At 55.6% G+C, this 22,260-nt stretch carries 19 protein-coding genes; 16 read left to right on the top strand and 3 right to left on the bottom strand.

Going from position 1 to position 22,260, the window contains the following annotated elements; translation table 11 throughout:
- Position 1: 1 nt before the first annotated feature.
- The 3 genes from leuB to leuL all read right to left on the bottom strand — a co-directional run bounded on the left by leuB (position 2) and on the right by leuL (position 2,843).
- The gene (gene leuB, locus KW828_RS12130) at positions 2–1,093 is read right to left on the bottom strand and encodes a 3-isopropylmalate dehydrogenase (RefSeq protein WP_218336588.1); all 1,092 of its coding nucleotides are present in this window, start codon (positions 1,091–1,093) and stop codon (positions 2–4) included.
- Positions 1,093–2,664, bottom strand: coding sequence for a 2-isopropylmalate synthase (gene leuA, locus KW828_RS12125; protein ID WP_218336587.1), 1,572 nt, complete (start codon positions 2,662–2,664; stop codon positions 1,093–1,095). Before leuA ends, leuB begins: the two co-directional genes overlap by 1 nt.
- 92 nt (positions 2,665–2,756) lie before the next feature.
- Positions 2,757–2,843 (bottom strand): leu operon leader peptide, encoded by an 87-nt coding sequence (leuL, locus tag KW828_RS22130; RefSeq protein ID WP_129361881.1) that lies wholly within the window; start codon positions 2,841–2,843, stop codon positions 2,757–2,759.
- Between the two features lie 630 nt (positions 2,844–3,473).
- Here leuL and leuO point away from each other — a divergent pair.
- The 16 genes from leuO to KW828_RS12040 all read left to right on the top strand — a co-directional run bounded on the left by leuO (position 3,474) and on the right by KW828_RS12040 (position 22,259).
- Positions 3,474–4,418 carry a transcriptional regulator LeuO gene (gene leuO / locus KW828_RS12115; RefSeq protein WP_218336586.1) on the top strand — a complete coding sequence of 315 codons (945 nt, stop codon included), beginning with the start codon at positions 3,474–3,476 and terminating at the stop codon, positions 4,416–4,418.
- Between the two features lie 307 nt (positions 4,419–4,725).
- The gene (ilvI, locus tag KW828_RS12110; RefSeq protein ID WP_218336585.1) at positions 4,726–6,450 is read left to right on the top strand and encodes an acetolactate synthase 3 large subunit; all 1,725 of its coding nucleotides are present in this window, start codon (positions 4,726–4,728) and stop codon (positions 6,448–6,450) included.
- A gap of 2 nt (positions 6,451–6,452) precedes the next feature.
- Positions 6,453–6,944 (top strand): acetolactate synthase small subunit, encoded by a 492-nt coding sequence (gene ilvN, locus KW828_RS12105; RefSeq protein WP_072570582.1) that lies wholly within the window; start codon positions 6,453–6,455, stop codon positions 6,942–6,944.
- 180 nt (positions 6,945–7,124) lie between these two features.
- Entirely contained in the window at positions 7,125–8,129 is a 1,005-nt protein-coding gene (gene cra / locus KW828_RS12100) for a catabolite repressor/activator (RefSeq protein ID WP_129361815.1), read from the top strand.
- Between the two features lie 607 nt (positions 8,130–8,736).
- Positions 8,737–9,195, top strand: coding sequence for a division/cell wall cluster transcriptional repressor MraZ (gene mraZ / locus KW828_RS12095; protein ID WP_218336584.1), 459 nt, complete (start codon positions 8,737–8,739; stop codon positions 9,193–9,195).
- Positions 9,196–9,197: 2 nt separating this feature from the next.
- Positions 9,198–10,139: a 16S rRNA (cytosine(1402)-N(4))-methyltransferase RsmH gene (gene rsmH / locus KW828_RS12090; protein WP_218336583.1), complete on the top strand. Its 942-nt coding sequence runs from the start codon at positions 9,198–9,200 to the stop codon at positions 10,137–10,139.
- Entirely contained in the window at positions 10,136–10,501 is a 366-nt protein-coding gene (gene ftsL / locus KW828_RS12085; protein WP_088220800.1) for a cell division protein FtsL, read from the top strand. The genes rsmH and ftsL overlap by 4 nt, the downstream gene beginning before the upstream one ends.
- Positions 10,502–10,516: 15 nt before the next feature.
- Complete coding sequence (ftsI, locus tag KW828_RS12080) at positions 10,517–12,283, top strand: peptidoglycan glycosyltransferase FtsI (protein ID WP_218336582.1); 1,767 nt, start codon at positions 10,517–10,519, stop codon at positions 12,281–12,283.
- Complete coding sequence (gene murE / locus KW828_RS12075; RefSeq protein WP_218336581.1) at positions 12,270–13,757, top strand: UDP-N-acetylmuramoyl-L-alanyl-D-glutamate--2,6-diaminopimelate ligase; 1,488 nt, start codon at positions 12,270–12,272, stop codon at positions 13,755–13,757. Before ftsI ends, murE begins: the two co-directional genes overlap by 14 nt.
- Positions 13,754–15,112: a UDP-N-acetylmuramoyl-tripeptide--D-alanyl-D-alanine ligase gene (murF, locus tag KW828_RS12070; RefSeq protein WP_218336580.1), complete on the top strand. Its 1,359-nt coding sequence runs from the start codon at positions 13,754–13,756 to the stop codon at positions 15,110–15,112. Before murE ends, murF begins: the two co-directional genes overlap by 4 nt.
- Positions 15,106–16,188 (top strand): phospho-N-acetylmuramoyl-pentapeptide-transferase, encoded by a 1,083-nt coding sequence (gene mraY / locus KW828_RS12065; protein ID WP_072570598.1) that lies wholly within the window; start codon positions 15,106–15,108, stop codon positions 16,186–16,188. Before murF ends, mraY begins: the two co-directional genes overlap by 7 nt.
- Positions 16,189–16,190: 2 nt before the next feature.
- The gene (gene murD / locus KW828_RS12060) at positions 16,191–17,507 is read left to right on the top strand and encodes a UDP-N-acetylmuramoyl-L-alanine--D-glutamate ligase (protein ID WP_218336579.1); all 1,317 of its coding nucleotides are present in this window, start codon (positions 16,191–16,193) and stop codon (positions 17,505–17,507) included.
- Positions 17,507–18,751, top strand: coding sequence for a cell division protein FtsW (gene ftsW / locus KW828_RS12055; RefSeq protein WP_218336578.1), 1,245 nt, complete (start codon positions 17,507–17,509; stop codon positions 18,749–18,751). Before murD ends, ftsW begins: the two co-directional genes overlap by 1 nt.
- Complete coding sequence (gene murG / locus KW828_RS12050) at positions 18,748–19,815, top strand: undecaprenyldiphospho-muramoylpentapeptide beta-N-acetylglucosaminyltransferase (protein ID WP_218336577.1); 1,068 nt, start codon at positions 18,748–18,750, stop codon at positions 19,813–19,815. Before ftsW ends, murG begins: the two co-directional genes overlap by 4 nt.
- Positions 19,816–19,870: 55 nt before the next feature.
- Positions 19,871–21,346 carry a UDP-N-acetylmuramate--L-alanine ligase gene (gene murC / locus KW828_RS12045; RefSeq protein ID WP_218336576.1) on the top strand — a complete coding sequence of 492 codons (1,476 nt, stop codon included), beginning with the start codon at positions 19,871–19,873 and terminating at the stop codon, positions 21,344–21,346.
- Positions 21,339–22,259: a D-alanine--D-alanine ligase gene (locus KW828_RS12040; protein ID WP_218336575.1), complete on the top strand. Its 921-nt coding sequence runs from the start codon at positions 21,339–21,341 to the stop codon at positions 22,257–22,259. Before murC ends, KW828_RS12040 begins: the two co-directional genes overlap by 8 nt.
- Position 22,260 lies beyond the last annotated feature (1 nt).

The raw sequence follows: 22,260 nt of genomic DNA, 5'->3' as shown, positions 1-22,260 counted from the left end.
ATCACACCCCTTCGGAAACATAACGGGCAATAATGTCGCCCATTTCATCGGTACTGACAGCGGCAGCGCCGTGGGCCAGGTCGCCGGTACGCACGCCTTCTTCCAGCGCGCGGTTAATGGCAACTTCAATGGCCGTGGCGGCCTCGTTCGCGTCCAGGCTGTAGCGTAACAGCAGCGCCAGCGACAGGATCTGCGCGATCGGGTTGGCGATATTTTTCCCGGCGATATCCGGCGCGGAGCCACCGGCCGGTTCGTACAGACCAAAGCCCTGCTCGTTCAGGCTGGCGGACGGCAACATACCCATTGAGCCGGTGATCATCGCGCATTCGTCAGAGAGGATGTCGCCGAACAGGTTGGAGCACAGCAGGACGTCAAACTGCGACGGATCTTTAATCAGCTGCATGGTGGCGTTATCGATGTACATATGCGCCAGTTCAACGTCCGGGTATTCCTGCGCGATTTCGTTAACGATTTCACGCCACAGGATCGACGACTGCAAGACGTTCGCTTTATCGATGGAGGTCACTTTGTGGCGGCGTTTACGCGCCGATTCAAAGGCGATACGCGCGATGCGTTCGATCTCAAAACGATGATACACCTCGGTGTCGAACGCTTTTTCGTGCTGACCGCTGCCTTCGCGGCCCTTCGGCTGACCAAAGTAGATGCCGCCGGTCAGTTCACGCACGCACAGGATGTCGAAGCCGTTCCCGGCAATATCGGCACGCAGCGGGCAGAAAGCTTCCAGCCCCTGGTACAGCTTTGCCGGACGAAGGTTGCTGAACAACTTAAAGTGTTTGCGCAGCGGCAGCAGCGCACCGCGCTCTGGCTGCTGGGCTGGCGGCAGGTTTTCCCATTTCGGGCCGCCGACGGAGCCGAACAGCACCGCATCGGCCTGCTCGCAGCCTTCGACCGTCGCCTGCGGCAGCGGATTGCCGTGGCGGTCAATGGCGATACCACCCACATCGTAGTGGCTGGTGGAAATACGCATGTCAAAACGGTTACGGATCGCGTCCAGTACTTTCAGGGCTTGCGCCATCACTTCCGGGCCAATACCGTCGCCCGGCAAAACTGCAATATGATAATTTTTAGACATCACACGGTTTCCTGATTGTTTTCTTTAATGGCTTTGCGTTGCAGTTCTTTTTCGACTTCGTTAGCACGCCAGATATTGTTCAGCACGTGCACCATGGCTTTGGCGGAGGATTCGACGATATCGGTGGTCAGACCCACGCCGTGGAAACGACGCCCGTTATAGTTCGCCACGATGTCCACCTGGCCCAGCGCGTCTTTGCCGTGACCTTTGGCGGTTAACTGGTATTTCACCAGTTCGATGTTGTAGTCGGTAATACGGTTGATCGCCTGGTACACCGCGTCAACCGGGCCGTTACCGTTAGCGGCTTCGGCTTTGACGTCATCGCCGCAGACCAGCTTCACGGAGGCGGTGGCAATGGCGTTGGAGCCAGACTGCACGCTGAAGTAATCCAGACGGAAATGCTCCGGCTCTTCCTGCTGCTTGTTAATAAAGGCTAAGGCTTCCAGATCGTAGTCGAATACCTGGCCTTTTTTGTCTGCCAGCTTCAGGAAGGCGTCGTACAGGTTGTCCAGGTTGTAGTCGCTTTCTTTATAACCCATTTCGTCCATGCGGTGCTTCACCGCGGCACGGCCAGAGCGGGAGGTCAGGTTCAGCTGCACCTGGTTCAGACCGATGGATTCCGGGGTCATGATTTCGTAATTGGAACGGTTTTTCAGCACGCCGTCCTGGTGGATACCGGAGGAGTGGGCGAAGGCGCCGGTGCCGACAATCGCTTTATTGGCCGGGATCGGCATGTTGCAGATCTGGCTGACCATCTGGCTGGTGCGCCAGATTTCCTGATGATTGATGCGGGTGTGCAGCTTCATGATGTCCTGGCGCACTTTGATCGCCATGATCACTTCTTCCAGTGAGCAGTTACCGGCACGCTCGCCGATACCGTTCATTGCGCCTTCTACCTGACGCGCACCGGCGTTTACCGCAGCGATGGCGTTACCCACCGCCAGACCCAAATCGTCATGGGTATGCACGGAGATAATGGCCTTATCAATGTTTGGCACGCGTTCATACAGGCCGCTAATGATATTGGCGAATTCGAAGGGCATGGTGTAGCCGACGGTATCAGGAATATTAATGGTTCTGGCCCCGGCGTTAATCGCCGCTTCCACCACGCGCGCCAGGTCTTCAATCGGCGTGCGGCCTGCATCTTCACAGGAGAATTCCACATCGTCGGTGTAGTTACGGGCGCGTTTAACCATGTAGACCGCGCGCTCAATGACTTCATCCAGCGTGCTGCGCAGCTTGGTGGCGATGTGCATTGGGGAGGTAGCAATAAAGGTATGAATACGGAAGGCTTCCGCGACTTTCAGCGACTCCGCCGCCACATCAATATCTTTCTCAACACAGCGCGCTAAGGCACAGACGCGGCTTTTTTTCACCTGGCGGGCGATGGTCTGCACGGATTCGAAATCGCCAGGGGAAGAAACAGGGAACCCGACTTCCATGACGTCAACACCCATACGTTCCAGCGCCAGTGCGATTTGCAGTTTTTCTTTCACACTCAGGCTTGCCTGTAATGCCTGTTCACCGTCACGTAACGTGGTATCGAAAATAATGACTTGTTGCTGGCTCATGGTTTAGGTCCTTGTCTGTCTGAGGGCGCTTTGCTACGAGCATAAAAAAACCCGCGCAATAGCGCGGGTTCGTTATTCTACCGGGAGATGACTTAATTCTGTGTGTCGCCCACCAGTCCACCGCGCAATGAAGATGCGTTTAGTAGTAGTAGACCGGCGAAACGAATGTGACGAATCATGTGTCATGCTCCAGATGAATACAATATACCTCTAGTGGTACTGGATACGTTATGTGATGTCAACCCCCGCTTCGGCAAATCACCTTTTTTAACCGCGTCTGCTGACTGGCGAGATGAGGTAATTGTGCTGTATGCGGCAGCTAAGCCAGTGACATCTTTTTTGGGGAAAATGGTGCGTTTGCATTTTGTGACAAATGCACATGACTGTTTATGTTTACTTGTAAAACGACATGATAAGAACCCCGTTTGTATCACCATGATTTTACATTACTTGTTTCTGAGCCTGGTTTTATCTTAACGTTTTATTGTTAACTATTTTGTTGGTTATGTTAATTTGCCAAAGCGTCATTGTTTTGAGTTAAGAAATACTAAAACAGATCTTAAATAAAAGTGGTTATGAATATTCACGGTATGTATGTTTTTATTTGCCGCAACTTGCATGATGAATGTATTGATCGCAAATCAGCCAGATTGATTACTAAATTTAATCTCTTGACTCATCAATAAATCTTTATGTATTCCTATTTTGTAAAAATCTTCTTTTTCTTGTTTCATATGCATGGTAAATAATATTTCACGAAATTATTACTGCATAAGTAAAGGGAGGTTGGCGTGACAGTGGAGTTCAATATGCCAGAAGAAAACATTATCAATATTAATCCATCCGAAGCGACGAAACCAAAGCTGCGAATGGTCGACCTTAATTTACTCACGGTATTTGACGTGGTGATGCAGGAGCAAAATATCACCCGCGCCGCGATGCATTTGCAGATGTCGCAACCCGCGGTCAGTAACGCCGTTGCCCGTCTGAAAGTGATGTTCGATGATGAACTGTTTGTCCGCTATGGTCGCGGCATCCAGCCAACCGCCCGCGCTTTCCAGCTGTACGGCTCAGTTCGTCAGGCGTTGCAGCTCATTCAGAATGAACTGCCAGGCGCGGGTTTTGAACCCATTAACAGCGCGCGGGTGTTTAATTTATGTGTTTGTAGCCCTCTGGATAATTATCTGACGTCGGTGATTTATAATCGCGTCGAAGAAATGGCCCCGAATATTCATTTAGTCTTCAAATCTTCCCTCAATCACAATACGGAACATCAACTGCGCTATCAGGAAATTGAGTTCGTGATTGGTTACGAAGAGTTTCGTCGCCCGGAGTTTTCCTGTATTCCACTGTTTAAAGACGAAATGGTGCTGGTCGCCAGTAAAAAACATCCGCGCCTGATTGGACCATTAAGAGAAAGTGATGTGTATAACGAAGAACATGCGGTTGTCGCACTGGATCGTTATGCCTCATTTAGCCAGGCCTGGTATGACACGCCAGAAAAACAGCGCTGTATCGCTTATCAAGGGATGGCATTAATTAGTGTTCTGAATGTGGTATCGCAAACGCATCTGGTCGCCATTGCCCCGCGCTGGTTAGCGGATGAATATGCCGATAAATTAGAACTCCAAATTTTGCCGTTACCGTTGAAACTTAATAGTCGCACCTGTTTCCTTTCCTGGCATGAAGCGGCAGGGCGCGATAAGGGCCATCAATGGATGGAGGAGTTGTTGGTTTCCGTTTGCCGTCGTTAAGGATCAGTATCGGTATAGTGTCAGATTTATTCTGCTAAAAATTCATAATGCGATATTTTCTACTAATGCATTTTTAACGTGGCCGTCAGCGCGGCGTTAAAAATGCATGATTACCTGTCACACTCCGCTTTACCGTGATGATGAGTCATCGTCTTTACTTATCATGGTGTATTCTTCTTTTTAACCTTCGCCGACCTCTTAATTCTACTTCCTGATGACCGTCGGGCTAAACGTTTGCCAATTGCCTGCCTCATTTTGAGCGGTTAAGGTGATCCTCAAATAACAAAATAATGCCTGGAGGCAAACCATGGAGATGTTGTCTGGAGCCGAGATGGTCGTCCGGTCGCTTATCGATCAGGGCGTAAAGCAAGTATTCGGTTATCCCGGAGGCGCCGTCCTTGATATTTATGATGCCTTACATACGGTAGGGGGCATTGATCATGTGCTGGTGCGCCATGAGCAGGCGGCGGTGCATATGGCGGACGGGCTGGCACGTGCGACCGGGGAAGTCGGGGTCGTGCTGGTGACCTCAGGGCCGGGTGCCACTAACGCCATTACCGGTATCGCTACCGCGTATATGGATTCCATTCCGCTGGTGGTGCTGTCCGGTCAGGTGGCGACCTCGCTCATCGGCTATGATGCTTTCCAGGAGTGCGACATGGTGGGGATCTCCCGCCCGGTGGTAAAGCACAGTTTCCTCGTCAAGCAGACGGAAGACATTCCCGGTGTGCTGAAAAAAGCGTTCTGGCTGGCGGCGAGTGGCCGTCCGGGGCCGGTGGTGGTCGATTTGCCAAAAGACATCATGAACCCGGCGAACAAATTCCCCTATGTCTGGCCCGAGTCGGTCAGCATGCGCTCTTATAATCCGACCACCCAGGGCCACAAAGGCCAGATCAAACGCGCGCTGCAAACGCTGATCGCGGCGAAAAAGCCGGTGGTCTACGTCGGCGGCGGGGCGGTGAATGCGGCCTGTGAAACGCAGCTACGCACGCTTATCGAAAAGCTCAACCTGCCGGTGGCCTCGTCGTTAATGGGGCTGGGGGCGTTCCCGGCAACACATCGTCAGGCGCTCGGCATGCTGGGTATGCACGGCACCTACGAAGCCAACATAACGATGCATCACTCTGATGTCATTTTTGCCGTCGGCGTGCGTTTTGACGATCGCACCACTAACAACCTGATGAAGTACTGTCCCAACGCCACCGTGCTGCACATCGACATCGATCCCACGTCCATTTCCAAAACCGTGGCGGCGGATGTGCCTATTGTCGGCGATGCGCGGCAGGTGCTGGAGCAGATGCTGGACCTGTTGGCGCAGGAAGAGAGCAGTCAGCCGCTGGACGATATTCGCGACTGGTGGCTTCAAATCGATCAGTGGCGCGCCCGTCAGTGTCTTAGATATGACACCAGCAGCGAAAGCATTAAACCACAGGCGGTGATCGAAACCATCTGGCGCTTAACCCAGGGCGAGGCGTATGTGACCTCCGACGTCGGCCAGCATCAGATGTTTGCCGCACTTTATTATCCGTTTGATAAGCCTCGTCGCTGGATCAACTCCGGCGGCCTCGGCACCATGGGCTTTGGCCTGCCCGCGGCGCTGGGCGTAAAAATGGCGCTGCCGGACGAAACGGTGATCTGCGTGACCGGCGACGGTAGCATCCAGATGAACATTCAGGAACTCTCCACCGCGCTGCAATACGAGCTGCCGGTGCTGGTGCTGAACCTGAACAATGGTTATCTGGGGATGGTGAAGCAGTGGCAGGACATGATTTATTCGGGTCGCCACTCCCAGTCGTACATGACCTCGCTGCCTGACTTCGTGCGCCTCGCCGAAGCCTACGGCCATGTCGGGATACGCATCACGCAGCCCGCCGAGCTGGAAAGTAAACTGGCCGAGGCGCTTGCGCAGGTACGCAATAATCGCCTGGTGTTTGTGGATGTGATTGTCGACGGCAGTGAACACGTTTATCCGATGCACATTCGCGGCGGCGGCATGGATGAGATGTGGTTAAGCAAAACGGAGAGGACCTGATTATGCGCCGGATATTATCTGTGTTACTGGAAAACGAATCCGGGGCGTTGTCCCGCGTGATTGGCCTGTTTTCCCAGCGCGGCTATAACATTGAAAGCCTGACCGTGGCTCCCACTGACGATCCCACGCTCTCCCGCATGACCATTCAGACGGTGGGCGATGCTAAAGTGCTTGAGCAGATCGAAAAGCAGCTGCACAAGCTGGTAGACGTACTGCGCGTCAACGAACTGGGGCAGGGCGCGCACGTTGAGCGCGAGATCATGCTGGTGAAAATCCAGGCCAGCGGATACGGACGCGAAGAGGTGAAACGCAACGCCGAGATCTTCCGCGGGCAGATCATTGACGTGACGCCGTCGATTTACACGGTTCAGCTCGCCGGCACCAGTGACAAGTTGGACGCCTTTCTCGCCACCATCCGCGATGTCGCCAAAATTGTTGAAGTGGCACGCTCCGGCGTCGTGGGTCTGTCGCGCGGCGATAAGATCATGCGTTAAGGCGATAGCGTCAGCATAATTCCCGGCCCGACACTCGTTGTCGGGCTTTTTTTTGCGAATACCATTGAAACCATGCGCGAAAGCGGTTGCCGCAGTGACTTTTCTGCGTTTAGATGTTATGGAATTTAACCTATATCCTCAAAAAGGTTATGGAGTATCTTTTTTTCTTGAGAGGCAATTGTGAAACTGGATGAAATCGCCCGGCTAGCCGGCGTCTCGCGTACCACAGCGAGCTATGTCATCAACGGTAAAGCGAAGCAGTATCGTGTCAGCGATAAAACCGTCGAAAAAGTCATGGCCGTTGTCCGTGAGCATAACTACCATCCGAATGCGGTAGCGGCCGGGCTGCGTGCAGGACGTACGCGATCGATTGGGCTGGTGATCCCCGATCTGGAAAACACCAGTTATACGCGGATTGCAAACTATCTGGAGCGCCAGGCGCGGCAGCGCGGTTATCAATTACTGATTGCCTGCTCGGAAGATCAGCCGGATAACGAAATGCGTTGTATTGAACATCTGCTGCAACGTCAGGTCGATGCCATTATCGTCTCCACCTCATTACCCCCCGAGCATCCTTTTTATCAGCGCTGGGCCAACGACGCCTTCCCGATTGTCGCCCTTGACCGTGCGCTGGATCGTGAACACTTCACCAGCGTGGTCGGTGCCGATCAGGACGACGCCGAAATGCTCGCCGCAGAGTTGCGAACTTTCCCGGCTGAAACGGTTCTGTATTTAGGCGCGCTGCCGGAGCTGTCGGTGAGCTTTCTGCGTGAGCAGGGTTTCCGCACGGCATGGAAAGATGATCCCCGTGAAGTGCAGTACCTCTATGCCAACAGTTATGAGCGGGAAGCTGCCGGTCAACTGTTCGAAAAATGGCTGGAAACACATCCGATGCCACAGGCACTGTTCACCACCTCTTTTGCGCTGTTACAGGGCGTGATGGACGTCACGCTGCGCCGGGACGGCAAATTGCCGTCAGATCTGGCTATCGCTACCTTTGGCGACCACGAACTGCTCGACTTCCTGCAGTGCCCGGTGCTGGCTGTGGCGCAACGTCACCGGGATGTGGCAGAGCGCGTGCTGGAGATCGTGCTGGCCAGCCTGGATGAACCGCGCAAGCCGAAGCCAGGCCTGAGCCGTATTCGCCGTAACCTTTACCGCCGCGGCGTGTTAAGCCGTATTTAACCTGTATTTAAAGGCAGCTGCGGCTGCCTCTTCTCTTCCTGTTTCCTTAATTAATAACCTTCCCTTAAGAATCGGATTAATCCATGAAAATGCCAGGGACGTTAATATGGCGGCCACTAAATGATTTGTTAGCCGCGTTAAACCCTAATAAGAAGTAAGTATTCGTTTATTTTGAATTGTTTTGTTACATCCATATCTCATTTGCTGAATTAACAGCCACTTTTCATCGCCTCTTTTTTTAATTGCGCTTATGGCAGCGGAGCCGTGCTACACATAGCCTCAACGGGTGCTGTCATCTGGATGCAATATCGCTTAAAATGCCGCCCGCGTCGCAAACTGACACTTTATATTTCAACGCTGATAAGAAAGTGTGAGGCAACGCTCGTGAGGATATTGGGTTTATTTTCTTACAAATATTCATGACGTTAATTTGCAGCGCAGGGTGGGCAAAATTTCCCCAACGCTGATTACCGTCATTAACAGGAATGCTTTTAATCCTGTTAGCGTCAGTGCTGGCTTGACAAGCTTTTCCTCCGCTCCGTAAACTCCCTCAGTGGAGAATTGTGGGATAAAGTGGTGAAAAGCGTCAGGGTGAGGTGAAGCTGGCATGTTCCGTGGGGCAACATTAGTCAATCTCGACAGTAAAGGCCGGCTCGCTGTGCCTACCCGTCATCGGGAATTTCTGGTCGAGCACGCTTCTGGTCAATTGGTTTGTACCATTGATATTCATCACGCCTGTCTGCTGCTTTATCCTCTCCCTGAATGGGAAATTATTGAGCAAAAATTATCGCGTTTGTCGAGCATGAACCCGCTGGAGCGACGTGTGCAGCGCTTATTGCTGGGCCACGCCAGCGAATGCCAGATGGACAGCGCGGGCCGTTTACTGATACCGCCCGTTTTACGGCAACACGCCGGACTAAACAAAGAAGTGATGCTGGTCGGGCAGTTTAATAAATTTGAACTGTGGGATGAAACGACCTGGTATCAACAGGTCAGGGAAGATATCGACGCTGAGCAATCTGGTGCTGAACAACTTTCAGATCGATTGCAGGATTTGTCTCTATAACGATGATGGATAATTTTAAACACACTTCAGTCCTGCTGGATGAAGCCGTTAATGGCCTTAATATTCAGCCGGACGGCATTTACATCGACGGCACCTTTGGCCGCGGTGGGCACTCACGCCTGATCCTTTCTCAACTGGGGGCGGAAGGTCGCTTACTGGCTATCGATCGCGATCCTGAAGCGATTGCTATTGCCAACACCATTGATGATCCGCGTTTTTCTATTGTGCATGGTCCCTTTTCCGCACTGGCAGACTACGTCGCCGAGCGCGGGCTGACCGGCAAGATTAACGGCATTCTCCTTGATCTGGGCGTTTCTTCTCCGCAGCTTGACGATCCCGAACGTGGTTTCTCGTTTATGCGCGATGGTCCGCTGGACATGCGCATGGATCCCACGCGCGGCCAGTCAGCTGCCGAGTGGCTGCAAAAAGCGGAAGAAGCCGACATCGCCTGGGTGCTGAAAACCTTTGGTGAAGAACGCTTCGCTAAACGTATTGCCCGCGCCATTGTCGAGCGTAACCGTCTCGATCCGATGACCCGCACCAAAGCGCTGGCGGAAGTCGTTGCTGCCGCTACGCCGATTAAAGATAAGTTCAAACACCCCGCGACCCGTACCTTCCAGGCGGTGCGCATCTGGGTTAACAGTGAGCTGGAAGAGATTGAGCTGGCGCTAAAAAACTCGCTCGACGTGCTGGCCCCGGGAGGCCGGCTTTCCGTCATAAGTTTCCACTCCCTTGAAGACCGTATTGTGAAGCGTTTTATGCGTGAAAACTGCCGCGGTCCGCAAGTGCCGGCGGGATTACCGATGACGGAAGCGCAACTCAGTAAGCTGGGTGGCCGTTATCTGCGAGCCTTAGGCAAGTTGATGCCGGGCGATGAAGAAGTGGCCGAGAATCCACGTGCCCGTAGTTCAGTTCTGCGTATTGCAGAGAGGACGAACGCATGATCGGCAGAGTGACAGAGACCTTCAGCAAAGTTAAAGAATCGTTAGGAAGCACCGAGCGCCATGCCTTGCCTGGCGTGATCGGCGACGATCTTTTGCGGTTTGGGAAACTGCCACTCTGTCTGTTCATTTGCATCATTATCACGGCGGTCACGGTGGTCACCACCGCGCACCACACGCGCTTACTCACCGCACAGCGCGAACAGCTGGTGGTAGAGCGTGATGCGCTGGACATCGAATGGCGCAACCTGATCCTTGAAGAGAACGCGCTCGGCGATCACAGCCGGGTTGAGCGGATCGCGACAGAAAAGTTGCAGATGCAGCATGTCGATCCTTCGCAAGAAAATATTGTAGTGCAAAAATAAGGATTTACCCGACGCATGAAAGCAGCGGCGAAGGCACAAAAACCGAAACGCCAGGAAGAACAAGCCAACTTTATCAGTTGGCGTTTTGCGTTGCTTTGCGGTTGCATTTTACTGGCGCTGGCATTTTTGCTGGGGCGCGTAGCATGGTTGCAGATCATCAACCCGGATATGCTGGTGCGACAGGGCGATCTGCGCTCGTTGCGCGTACAGGAAGTCTCCACCTCGCGCGGGATGATCACCGACCGTTCAGGCCGCCCGCTGGCGGTGAGCGTACCGGTCAAAGCGATCTGGGCCGATCCGAAAGAGCTGCATGACGCAGGCGGCATTTCACTGGATAACCGCTGGAAAGCGCTCTCCGATGCGTTGAACATGCCACTTGATCAGCTCGCGGCGCGGGTCAATGCCAACCCGAAAGGGCGCTTTATCTATCTGGCGCGTCAGGTCAACCCGGATCTGGGCGACTACATCAAAAAACTCAAGCTGCCGGGCATTCACTTACGTGAAGAGTCACGCCGCTACTATCCTTCCGGGGAAGTCACCGCTCACCTCATTGGTTTTACTAACGTTGACAGCCAGGGTATTGAAGGCGTCGAAAAAAGCTTTGATAAATGGCTCACCGGCCAGCCGGGTGAGCGTATTGTGCGTAAAGACCGCTACGGTCGTGTGATCGAAGACATCTCTTCTACCGACAGCCAGGCGGCCCACAACCTGGCGCTGAGTATTGATGAACGCCTGCAGGCGCTGGTTTATCGTGAACTGAATAACGCCGTCGCCTTTAACAAAGCCGAATCAGGCAGCGCGGTGCTGGTGGACGTGAACACCGGTGAAGTGCTGGCGATGGCGAACAGCCCCTCTTACAACCCGAACAATCTCACCGGCACGCAGAAAGATGTCATGCGTAACCGCACCATCACCGACGTCTTCGAACCTGGCTCGACCGTCAAACCTATGGTGGTGATGACGGCGCTACAGCGCGGCGTGGTGCGGGAAAATACGGTGCTTAATACCGTGCCTTATCGGATTAATGGCCACGAAATCAAAGACGTGGCGCGTTACAGCGAATTGACCCTCACCGGGGTATTGCAGAAGTCGAGTAACGTCGGTGTTTCAAAGCTGGCGTTAGCGATGCCGTCCTCAGCGCTGGTAGAAACTTACTCGCACTTTGGACTGGGAAAGGCGACCAATTTGGGGTTGGTCGGAGAACGCAGTGGCTTATATCCTCAAAAACAACGGTGGTCTGACATAGAGAGGGCCACCTTCTCTTTCGGCTACGGGCTAATGGTAACCCCGTTACAGTTAGCGCGAGTCTACGCAACGATTGGCAGCTATGGCGTTTATCGTCCACTGTCGATTACCAAAGTTGATCCCCCGGTGCCGGGCGAACGTATCTTCCCGGAATCCATTGTGCGCACGGTGGTGCACATGATGGAAAGCGTGGCACTGCCTGGCGGCGGTGGCGTGAAAGCGGCGATCAAAGGCTACCGCATCGCCATCAAAACCGGCACAGCGAAAAAAGTCGGTCCGGACGGGAAGTACATCAATAAATACATTGCTTACACCGCAGGCGTTGCGCCCGCCAGCCAGCCGCGTTTCGCGCTGGTGGTGGTGATTAACGATCCGCAGGCGGGTAAATATTACGGTGGCGCCGTTTCCGCGCCGGTGTTCGGTGCCATCATGGGCGGCGTTCTGCGCACCATGAACATCGAACCGGATGCGCTGGCGACGGGCGAGAAAAGTGAATTTGTGATTAATCAAGGCGAGGCAACAGGTGGCAGATCGTAATTTGCGCGACCTACTCGCTCCGTGGGTATCAGCACTGCCTGCGAGAGCACTTCGGGAAATGACACTCGACAGCCGCGTGGCGGCGTCGGGCGATCTCTTTGTGGCCGTGGTTGGCCATCAGACGGACGGGCGTCGTTATATCCCGCAGGCGATTGCACAGGGTGTTGCCGCTATTATTGCCGAAGCGCAGGGTGAAGCCACCGACGGCGAGGTGCGTGAAATGCACGGCGTGCCGGTGATCTACCTGAGCCAGCTTAATGAACGCCTCTCCGCGCTGGCGGGGCGTTTTTACGATGAGCCGTCAGATCGGTTGTGCCTGATTGGCGTTACTGGCACCAACGGTAAAACCACCACCACGCAGCTGATCGCCCAGTGGGGCCAGTTGCTCGGCGAAACCAGCGCCGTGATGGGCACCGTCGGTAACGGTTTACTCGGCAACGTCATTCCTACTGAAAACACCACCGGCTCTGCGGTCGATGTGCAGCATGTGATTGCTGGTCTGGCAGAGCAGGGCGCGACGCTGGCCGCGATGGAAGTCTCTTCCCACGGTCTGATCCAGCACCGTGTAGCGGCGCTCAAATTCCGCGCCAGCGTGTTTACCAATTTAAGCCGTGATCACCTTGATTATCATGGTGATATGGAACATTACGAAGCCGCGAAATGGCTGTTGTTTTCCGCGCACCAGTATGGCGAAGCCATTGTAAACGCCGATGATGAAGTGGGCCGCCGCTGGCTCGCCAAACTGCCGGATGCGGTTGCCGTGTCGATGGAAGACCACATCAATCCGAACTGCCATGGGCGCTGGTTAAAGGCGACTGACGTGAAATATCACGACAGCGGCGCGACCATCTGTTTTGACTCCTCCTGGGGCGAAGGCGAAATTGAAAGCCGTCTGATGGGCGCGTTTAACGTCAGCAATTTACTGCTGGCGCTGGCAACGCTGCTGGCGCTGGATTTCCCGTTGAGTGAACTGCTGAAAACCGCCCCGCGTCTGCAACCCGTTTGCGGTCGTATGGAAGTGTTCACCGCGCCGGGTAAACCGACCGTGGTGGTGGATTACGCTCATACGCCGGATGCGCTGGAAAAAGCCTTACAGGCAGCGCGTCTGCACTGCACCGGTAAACTGTGGTGCGTGTTTGGCTGCGGCGGCGATCGCGATAAAGGCAAACGTCCACTGATGGGCGCTATTGCCGAGCAGTTCGCCGACATCGCCGTGGTGACCGACGACAACCCGCGTACCGAAGAGCCGCGTGCCATTATCAACGACATTCTGGCCGGTATGCTGGACGCAGGCCATGCCCGTGTCGTGGAAGGCCGCGCGGAAGCAGTAACCAATGCCATTATGCAGGCCAAAGAGAATGACGTGGTGGTGCTGGCGGGCAAAGGACATGAAGATTATCAGATTATTGGCACCAACCGTCTGGATTACTCGGATCGCGTGACGGCTGCCCGTCTGCTGGGAGTGGTCGCATGATTAACGTAACGTTAAGCCAGCTTGCCGGGATCCTGAATGGCGAACTGATCGGTGCGGATCGGACTATTGATGCGGTGACGACCGACACGCGAAAACTGACGCCCGGCTGCCTGTTTGTGGCCCTGAAAGGCGAACGTTTTGACGCGCATGATTTTGCCGCGACCGCCAAAGACGGCGGCGCAGGCGCGCTGCTGGTGAGCCGCAAGCTGGAATGTGATTTACCGCAGCTGCTGGTGAAAGACACCCGTTTAGCCTTTGGTGAACTGGCCGCCTGGGTACGTCAGCAGGTGCCAACGCGCGTTGTCGCGCTGACCGGCTCTTCCGGCAAAACCTCGGTTAAAGAGATGACCGCGGCGATCCTCAGCCAGTGCGGCAACACACTTTATACCGCCGGCAATCTGAATAATGACATCGGTGTGCCGATGACCTTGCTGCGCCTGACCCCGGAGCATGAATTTGCGGTGATCGAACTGGGTGCCAACCACCAGGGCGAAATCGCCTGGACGGTGGGGCTGACCCGCCCGGAAGCGGCGCTGGTGAACAATCTGGCCGCCGCGCATCTGGAAGGTTTTGGATCGCTGGCCGGTGTGGCGAAGGCCAAAGGTGAGATCTTCACCGGGCTGCCGCAAAACGGCGTGGCGGTCATGAACGCGGACAATAACGACTGGCTTAACTGGCAGAGTGTGATTGGCGATCGTAAAACCTGGCGTTTTTCCCCGAATGCTACCAACAGCGACTTTACTGCCACGAATATCCATGTGACCTCTCACGGTACGGAATTCACCTTACAGACGCCGACCGGCAACGTCGACGTGCTGCTGCCGCTGCCGGGTCGTCATAACATTGCTAATGCGCTGGCTGCGACCGCGCTGTCTATGGCGGTGGGCGCGACGCTGGAGGCGGTGAAAGCCGGTCTGGCACAGCTGAAAGCGGTTCCGGGGCGTTTGTTCCCGATTGCGCTGGGTGAAAACCAGCTGCTGCTGGATGACTCCTATAACGCCAACGTCGGCTCCATGACCGCCGCCGCGCAGGTGTTGTCTGAAATGCCGGGCTACCGCGTGATGGTGGTAGGCGATATGGCCGAGCTTGGCGCAGAAAGCGAAGCCTGCCATGCGCAGGTTGGTGCCGCCGCGAAAGCCGCCGGCCTTGATCGGGTCCTGAGCGTCGGCACAGCCAGTAAAATCCTTAGCGACGCCAGCGGTGTGGGCGAGCATTTTAGCGATAAGTCTGCCGTCGTGACGCGCCTTAAGGCGCTGATTGCAGAACATCAAATTATCACCATTCTGGTGAAAGGTTCACGTAGTGCTGCCATGGAAGAGGTAGTACACGCATTACAGGAGAATGGGACATGTTAGTGTGGCTGGCCGAGCATCTGGTCAAATATTATTCTGGCTTTAACGTCTTTTCCTATCTGACGTTTCGCGCCATTGTCAGCCTGCTGACCGCGCTGTTCATCTCGTTGTGGATGGGCCCGCGCATGATTGCCCGTCTGCAAAAACTCGCTTTTGGTCAGGTCGTCCGTAACGACGGCCCAGAATCGCACTTCAGTAAACGTGGTACGCCAACCATGGGCGGGATCATGATCCTGACCGCGATTGTGATTTCCGTACTGCTGTGGGCCTATCCGTCCAACCCCTACGTCTGGTGCGTACTGGTGGTGCTGGTGGGTTACGGCATCATTGGCTTTGTGGATGACTACCGCAAAGTAGTACGCAAAGACACTAAGGGGCTGATTGCCCGCTGGAAGTATTTCTGGATGTCGGTGATTGCCCTGGGCGTGGCGTTCGCGCTGTACCTCGCCGGTAACGACACACCAGCCACGCAGCTGGTGGTGCCGTTCTTCAAAGACGTGATGCCGCAGCTGGGCCTGTTCTATGTGCTGCTGGCCTACTTCGTGATTGTCGGCACCGGCAATGCGGTCAATCTGACCGACGGCCTGGATGGCCTTGCCATCATGCCTACGGTGTTTGTCGCCGGGGGATTTGCGCTGGTAGCCTGGGCCTCCGGTAACATGAATTTCGCCAACTATCTGCACATTCCTTATCTGCGTCATGCCGGTGAGCTGGTGATCGTCTGTACGGCTATTGTCGGCGCAGGCCTTGGCTTCTTATGGTTCAACACTTATCCGGCGCAGGTCTTTATGGGTGATGTGGGTTCGCTGGCGCTGGGCGGCGCGCTGGGCATTATCGCCGTGCTGCTGCGTCAGGAGTTCCTGCTGGTGATCATGGGCGGCGTCTTTGTGGTGGAAACCCTGTCGGTGATCCTGCAGGTCGGCTCGTTTAAATTGCGCGGCCAGCGAATTTTCCGCATGGCACCAATTCATCATCATTACGAACTGAAAGGCTGGCCGGAGCCGCGCGTGATCGTGCGCTTCTGGATTATTTCGCTGATGCTGGTCCTGATCGGACTGGCAACGCTGAAGGTGCGTTAATCATGGCAGATTACCAGGGCAAAAAAGTCGTCATCATCGGGTTAGGTTTAACCGGCCTGTCCTGCGTGGACTTTTTCCTTGCGCGCGGTGTGACGCCGCGAGTGATGGACACGCGCGTGTCGCCGCCGGGGCTGGATAAGCTGCCGGAAACGGTGGAACGCCATCTTGGTAGTCTGAACGACGACTGGCTGCTGGCCGCCGATCTGATTGTCGCCAGTCCGGGCATGGCGCTGGCGCATCCATCGCTTAGCGCGGCTGCGGATGAAGGCGTGGAGATTGTCGGCGACATCGAACTGTTTTGCCGTGAAGCGCAGGCGCCCATCGTCGCCATTACCGGATCAAACGGGAAAAGCACCGTCACCACCCTGGTGGGCGAGATGGCGAAAGCCGCGGGCATGGATGTTGGCGTCGGCGGAAACATCGGCTTGCCTGCGCTGATGCTGCTGGACAGCGCCTGTGAACTGTACGTGCTGGAACTGTCGAGCTTCCAGCTCGAAACCACCTCCAGCCTGCACAGCGTGGCAGCGACGATCCTCAACGTCACCGAAGATCATATGGATCGCTATCCGTTTGGCTTACAGCAGTACCGCGCGGCGAAACTGCGGGTCTATGAAAATGCGAAAGTCTGCGTGGTGAACGCCGACGATGCACTCACCATGCCGGTACGCGGTGCGGATGAGCGCTGTATCAGCTTTGGCGTAGATGTGGGCGACTATCACCTCAACCGCCAGCAGGGGGAAACCTGGCTGCGCGTGAAGGGTGAAAAAGTGCTGAACGTAAAAGAGATGAAGCTCACCGGACAGCATAACTACACCAATGCGCTGGCCGCGCTGGCGCTGGCGGATGCCGCAGGCATTCCACGTGCCAGCAGCCTGAAAGCGCTGACCACCTTCACCGGCCTTGCGCACCGCTTCCAGCTGGCGCTGGAGCATAATGGCGTGCGCTGGATCAATGACTCCAAAGCCACCAACGTCGGCAGCACCGAAGCGGCGCTGAACGGCTTGCAGGTGGCCGGCACACTGTATTTACTGCTTGGTGGCGATGGCAAATCGGCGGATTTCACGCCGCTGACGTGTTACCTGACGGGCGATCGTGTTCGCCTGTACTGCTTTGGTCGCGATGGCGCGGAACTTGCCGCGCTACGTCCGGATATTGCCGTGCAAACGGAAACCATGGAACAGGCGATGCGCCTGATCGCGCCGCAGGTGAAAGCCGGCGATATGGTGCTGCTGTCTCCCGCCTGCGCCAGCCTCGACCAGTTTAAGAATTTCGAACAACGGGGTGATGTCTTTACCCGTCTGGCGAAGGAGTTAGGCTGATGCGTTTATCGCTCCCGCGCCTTCGACTGCCGCGCCTGCCGGGGATGGGTATCCTTGGCTGGATTGGCTCGGCGCTTCGCGGCTGGGTGATGGGGTCACGTGAGAAAGACACTGACAGTCTGATCATGTACGACCGCATGCTGCTGTGGCTCACGCTTGGCCTTGGTGCGGTCGGGTTTATCATGGTGACCTCAGCGTCGATGCCGGTCGGCCAGCGTCTCACCAACGATCCGTTTTTCTTCGCCAAGCGCGATGCGCTGTACCTGTTCCTGGCGTTTTGTCTGGCGGTGATCACGCTGCGGCTGCCGATGACGTTCTGGCAGCGCTACAGTTCGGCGATGTTAATTCTCGCCATTATCATGCTGCTGCTGGTTCTGGTGGTGGGCAGCTCGATCAACGGGGCATCGCGGTGGATTGATTTAGGCCTGATGCGTTTCCAGCCTGCGGAGTTTACCAAGCTGTCGCTGTTCTGTTATCTGGCGAACTACCTGGTGCGTAAGGTTGATGAAGTGCGAAATAACCTGCGCGGCTTCTTAAAACCGATGGGCGTGATCCTCGTGCTGGCAGTGTTACTGCTGGCGCAGCCTGACCTCGGTACGGTGGTGGTGCTCTTTGTTACCACGCTGGCGATGCTGTTTCTGGCCGGTGCCAAGCTGTGGCAGTTCATCGCCATTATCGGCATGGGCATTTCCGCGGTGGTGCTGTTGATCCTCGCCGAGCCGTACCGTATCCGCCGTGTGACCTCGTTCTGGCGTCCGTGGGACGATCCGTTCGGTAGTGGGTACCAGCTTACCCAGTCGCTGATGGCATTTGGTCGCGGTGAATTATGGGGGCAGGGTCTGGGGAATTCGGTACAGAAACTGGAATATCTGCCCGAAGCGCATACTGACTTCATCTTCGCCATTATCGGTGAGGAACTGGGTTATATCGGTGTGGTACTGGCGCTTTTGATGGTATTCTTCGTCGCTTTCCGCGCCATGTCCATCGGTCGCAAGGCGCTGGAGATCGATCAGCGTTTTTCCGGTTTCCTGGCCTGCTCGATCGGCGTCTGGTTTAGCTTCCAGGCTTTAGTTAACGTCGGGGCAGCGGCCGGTATGCTGCCAACCAAGGGTCTGACGTTACCGCTGATCAGTTACGGTGGTTCCAGTTTGCTGATTATGTCGACGGCGATCATGCTGCTGTTACGTATTGATTATGAAACGCGTCTGGAAAAAGCCCAGGCGTTTACACGAGGTGTTCGATGAGTGTTCAGGCGAAGCGATTAATGGTGATGGCTGGCGGTACCGGTGGACATGTGTTCCCGGGGCTGGCAGTTGCGCATCATTTAATGGCTGAGGGCTGGCAGGTTCGCTGGCTGGGCACCGCCGATCGTATGGAAGCGGATTTAGTGCCGAAACACGGTATCGAGATCGATTTTATCCGCATTTCCGGCCTGCGCGGGAAAGGCGTAAAAGCATTGCTGCTGGCGCCCTGGCGTATTTTCAACGCCTGGCGTCAGGCGCGCGCCATTATGAAACGCTTTCGTCCGGACGTGGTGCTGGGGATGGGCGGCTATGTGTCAGGCCCCGGTGGGCTGGCAGCCTGGTCGCTGGGCATTCCCGTGGTGCTGCATGAGCAGAACGGTATTGCCGGGCTGACCAACAAGTGGCTGGCGAAAATCGCCAAAACGGTGATGCAGGCATTTCCGGGGGCTTTTGCTGACGCGGAAGTGGTCGGCAACCCGGTGCGTACCGATGTACTGGCGCTGCCGTTGCCGCAGGATCGCCTGGCCGGACGTGAAGGGCCGGTGCGGGTGCTGGTGGTAGGCGGCTCTCAGGGCGCACGTATTCTGAACCAGACCATGCCGCAGGCAGCGGCGAAGCTCGCTGATCGCGTCACTATCTGGCATCAGAGCGGCAAAGGCGCGCAGCAGACCGTTGAACAGGCGTACGCGGAAAACGGTCAGCCGCAGCATAAAGTTACCGAATTTATTGACGACATGGCCGCCGCTTATGCCTGGGCCGATGTTGTGGTCTGCCGTTCCGGCGCGTTGACCGTGAGCGAAATTGCCGCTGCGGGGTTACCGGCGCTGTTTGTGCCGTTCCAGCATAAAGATCGGCAGCAGTACTGGAATGCCCTGCCGCTTGAAAAAGCGAGCGCGGCAAAAATCCTCGAACAGCCGCAGTTTACCGTCGATGCCGTGGTAGAGACGCTGGCGGGCTGGGATCGCAAGACATTATTAATGATGGCAGAGCGCGCACGTGCCGCCGCCATCCCGGATGCAACCGATCGGGTTGCCAAAGCAGTATGCCTTGCTGCACAGGCATAAACATCGCGACGCCTTTTGCGTCGCACGAATTTTAGAAGTCGATGGCGTTTAGAGAATGAATACACAACAACTGGCGAAACTGCGTTCTATCGTGCCCGAGATGCGTCGCGTCCGGCACATTCACTTTGTTGGCATTGGTGGTGCCGGTATGGGCGGTATTGCTGAAGTGCTGGCCAACGAAGGCTATCAGATCAGCGGATCCGATCTGGCACCCAATCCGGTAACGCAGCAGTTGTCTTCCCTCGGCGCGACTATCTATTTCAATCACCGCCCGGGAAACGTGCTGGATGCGAGCGTGGTGGTGGTGTCGAGCGCTATTACTCCGGATAACCCGGAGATTGTCGCCGCACATGAAGCGCGTATTCCGGTGATCCGCCGTGCCGAAATGCTGGCGGAATTAATGCGTTTTCGTCACGGCATCGCCATTGCCGGTACGCACGGTAAAACCACCACCACGGCGATGGTGGCCAGTATTTATGCGGAAGCAGGTCTGGATCCGACCTTTGTTAACGGCGGTCTGGTGAAAGCCGCGGGTGTGCATGCGCGCCTGGGGCACAGCCGTTATCTCATCGCCGAAGCCGATGAGAGCGATGCGTCGTTCCTGCATTTGCAGCCGATGGTGGCGATTGTCACCAATATCGAAGCCGATCATATGGATACCTACCAGGGCGACTTCGAAAATTTAAAGCAGACGTTCATTAACTTCCTGCACAACCTGCCGTTTTATGGTCGTGCGGTGATGTGCGTCGACGATGGCGTGATCCGCGAGCTGCTGCCGCGGGTAGGGCGTCAGACGACAACCTATGGCTTCAGCGACGATGCGGATGTGCGTATTGAAAACTATCGCCAGACCGGGCCGCAGGGTCACTTTACGCTGTTGCGCCAGGACAAGCCTGAGCTGCACGTGACGCTGAATGCGCCAGGTCGCCATAACGCCCTTAATGCGGCGGCGGCGGTAGCGGTTGCGACAGAGGAAGGTATCGACGATGCCGCGATCTTGCGCGCGCTGGAGAGCTTCCAGGGCACCGGTCGTCGTTTCGATTTCCTCGGTGAATTCCCGCTTCAGACGGTGAACGGGAAAGAAGGTACGGCGATGCTGGTTGATGATTACGGTCATCACCCGACAGAAGTGGACGCGACTATCAAAGCCGCACGCGCGGGCTGGCCGGATAAAAATCTGGTGATGATCTTCCAGCCGCACCGTTATACCCGAACCCGCGATCTGTATGACGATTTCGCCAATGTGCTGTCGCAGGTAGATACCTTGCTGATGCTGGATGTCTACGCCGCGGGTGAAGCATCTATCCTTGGCGCGGACAGCCGTTCGCTGTGCCGGACCATTCGCGGACGCGGCAAAATCGACCCGATCCTCGTGCCGGATCATGCTCAGGTCGCCGCGATGCTGGCACCGGTCCTGACCGGCAACGATCTGATTCTGGTCCAGGGCGCAGGCAATATCGGCAAAATCGCCCGTAGCCTTGCTGAAAGCAAACTGAAACCGCAAACCCAGGAGGAAGAACATCATGGCTGAGAAAGTTGCCGTCCTCTTCGGGGGAACCTCTGCTGAGCGTGACGTATCGCTGAATTCCGGCGCGGCAGTGCTGGCCGGTCTGCGCGAAGGGGGCATTGATGCCCATCCCGTGGATCCGCGCGATACCGACGTCACGCAGTTAAAAGCCCTGGGTTATCAGAAAGTGTTTATTGCCCTGCATGGTCGTGGGGGAGAAGATGGCACCCTACAGGGATTGCTGGAGCTGATTGGCCTGCCTTATACCGGCAGCGGCGTGATGGCGTCGGCGATCTCCATGGACAAACTGCGCAGCAAATTGTTGTGGCAGGGCGCGGGTTTACCGGTCGCCCCGTGGGTGGCGCTAACCCGTACCGCGTTCGAAGCGGGTCTTGATGACGCTGTGCTGGAACAAATTTCTGCGCTGGGCTTACCGCTGATTGTTAAGCCAAGCCGCGAAGGATCAAGCGTGGGCATGTCTAAAGTCACCGAAGCCAGTGCATTGCTGGATGCATTGACAATGGCTTTTCAACATGATGAAGATGTTCTTATTGAAAAATGGCTCAGTGGCCCGGAATTCACGCTGGCTGTGCTCGGTGAAGAAATATTACCGTCAATTCGCATCCAACCCGCTGGAACCTTCTATGATTATGAGGCGAAGTATCTCTCTGATGAGACACAATATTTCTGTCCTTCCGGTTTAGAAGCAAGCGATGAGTCGCATTTACGCGATCTGGTGCAAAAAGCATGGACCGCGTTAGGCTGTCAGGGCTGGGGTCGAATTGATGCCATGCAGGACAGCGACGGTCAGTTTTATCTTCTTGAAGCGAATACCTCGCCGGGCATGACCAGTCACAGTCTGGTGCCGATGGCGGCGCGCCAGGCGGGAATGAGTTTCTCGCAGCTGGTTGTAAGAATTTTGGCATTGGCGGACTGAT

Source organism: Enterobacter sp. ENT03, assembly GCF_019218745.1.
Classification (GTDB): Bacteria; Pseudomonadota; Gammaproteobacteria; order Enterobacterales; family Enterobacteriaceae; genus Enterobacter_D.
Note: the sequence above shows the minus strand (reverse complement) of the source record. Positions and strands in the feature narration are given on the sequence as shown.